The 828-nt window shown below is 48.6% G+C and carries 1 protein-coding gene; it reads left to right on the plus strand.

The genetic code is table 11. From position 1 onward, the window contains the following. Positions 1-58: 58 nt before the first annotated feature. Positions 59-820, plus strand: a complete 762-nt coding sequence (locus HW443_RS12120) for a DeoR/GlpR family DNA-binding transcription regulator (protein ID WP_176235667.1) — start codon at positions 59-61, stop codon at positions 818-820. The last annotated feature ends 8 nt before the right edge of the window (positions 821-828 follow it).

Here is an 828-nt window from a genome sequence, read left to right on the forward strand (position 1 = left end):
CCTTCTGGATTTACAATAACAATAAATTTGCATAAAGAGGAGCAAGTACATACTCAAGATGCAGGTAACCTCCCGGCGGCGCAAGATAATAGAGATGATTGATTCCCAAAGCGCGGTCAGAGTGGAAGAGCTCAGCCAGCTCTTCGATGTCTCCGAAATGACCATTTACCGGGATCTGGAGAGGCTGGAAAAAGAGGGCTATCTCAAGAAGACTTTAGGTGGAGCTATCAAAAACCTCAGTACCGCCCTGGAGACCTCCTTTATGCGCCGACTTCAGACTAACTGGGAGGAAAAGAGAAGAATTGCCAGAAAGGCTGTAGAGTACATAAGTGAAGGTGACTCTGTGGCCTTAGACTCCAGCACTACTACTCTAGCTCTGGCCAAAGAGCTCAAGGAGCGCTCCAATCTCACCGTAATCACCAACTTTGTCAGCACTCTGATGGAGCTGTCCAGCAACAAAGAAATCCAGGTGGTCTCCACAGGAGGAAATCTGCGCTGGAAGACCCTCTCTCTGGTAGGCCCGGCAGCCGAGAAATTTATAAGTGATATTCATGCCGACAAAGCCTTCGTATCGGCCAAGGGGATAGCCTTTGAGGAAGGATTGACCGATCCCGATTTGAATGAGGCTGAGATGAAAAAGCTTATCGTGCAGTGTGCCCGAGAAGCCTATTTTTTGGCTGATCATAGTAAGTTCAACCAGGTGGCCCTTTACACCTTTGCTAAAGTAACCGATCTGAGCAGGGTGATTACTGACGACAAGACAGATCCTGAGTTTATCCGCAGGCTGGAAGAGATGGGCATAGCGGTGGACGTGGTTTGACTAGAAGT

Source organism: Candidatus Hakubella thermalkaliphila (assembly GCF_013281975.1).
Taxonomy (GTDB): domain Bacteria; phylum Actinomycetota; class Humimicrobiia; order Hakubellales; family Hakubellaceae; genus Hakubella; species Hakubella thermalkaliphila.